Raw genomic sequence first — 987 nt, forward strand, 5'->3', positions numbered from 1 at the left:
CCCCCTGTCGCACTGTCGTACACGTTTTGGCTGACTTGCGCGACAAGGTTATTGGGCGTATCGGAGTTGATCGCACTAATCAAGGTGGCTGGAATGACCGTACCAACCGTTAATTCATGCTCACTTTTCGCCAAGGTGCGCGTCGCGTTCAAATACCCCACGTTATTTGCTTGTGCTAAAAATGCCTCTTTGCTGGCTTGACTGCCCATCGTTGTGTCTAAACTCAACACCTCGCTAGACGTCGCTTGTTGAGGCATCACCGACGCTTGGGAAGGGTTTGAGTCCATCCATCGCTGATGAGCTTGAGTGATTTGTGCATTCGTCGAAGAAGAGGCTTGATGAGTCGTTGACGGCTCGATGCTCGCCCCATCAAAACGTACCGTCATGCCGGAATAGACCGCTTGCGCCAACATCGCTTGTCGCATGGCTTGTGTTTCTGCCGCCTGTTTTTGCATCGCGACAATTTCAGGAGAGGGCAACGCGGCCTTTTTCTGTGACTCGGACTCGTCAGGTGGAGGGGATTTAACCGCTATCACATTGTCGGTGGGTTTCGTCGCCATTAACGCATCCAATGGCGCGGTTTGACTCACCCCGATGACGGGCGGTTTCTCAGGCTCTGAAGTGTGAGAACTCCTTCCTTTCATTGCCACGACCAGCAATACACTTCCAACCAGACCCATCACCATAAGCCCGCCCACTAACCTAACAATGGGCTTTAACGTGCCTTGTTCATTTTTCAAAGAGGACAACGCAGGATGTAAGCTAAAACGACTCATTATTAACTCCATAGGCACGAGTGGGTAAAGGCACGAGCGTGTTATTGTCAATTATCCAGACACGAGAGAGGGTTCGCCCATCACTCAGGTTCACCCTCACGACAAATTGCGTTGGGTTCAATTGCTCTAAACGGTAAGACAACGTGAGGTAATTTCGCTCATGCCCTTGAGAAACCCCCACACCCTTGGCTCTTAATTCAGTCACCAACGT

At 51.1% G+C, this 987-nt stretch carries 1 protein-coding gene and 1 pseudogene; both read right to left on the reverse strand.

The features are described 5' to 3' along the window. Positions 1–776 (reverse strand): TrbI/VirB10 family protein (locus Q1A70_RS20045; RefSeq protein ID WP_299697635.1); only part of this gene is annotated, 776 nt, incomplete at its 3' end. Beyond that, positions 763–987 (reverse strand): annotated as a pseudogene (locus Q1A70_RS20050) (hypothetical protein); the annotation flags it as partial. The pseudogene Q1A70_RS20050 and the gene Q1A70_RS20045, both read right to left, overlap by 14 nt.

Origin of the sequence: uncultured Vibrio sp., from assembly GCF_947488985.1 — a bacterium.
Lineage (GTDB): Bacteria > Pseudomonadota > Gammaproteobacteria > Enterobacterales > Vibrionaceae > Vibrio.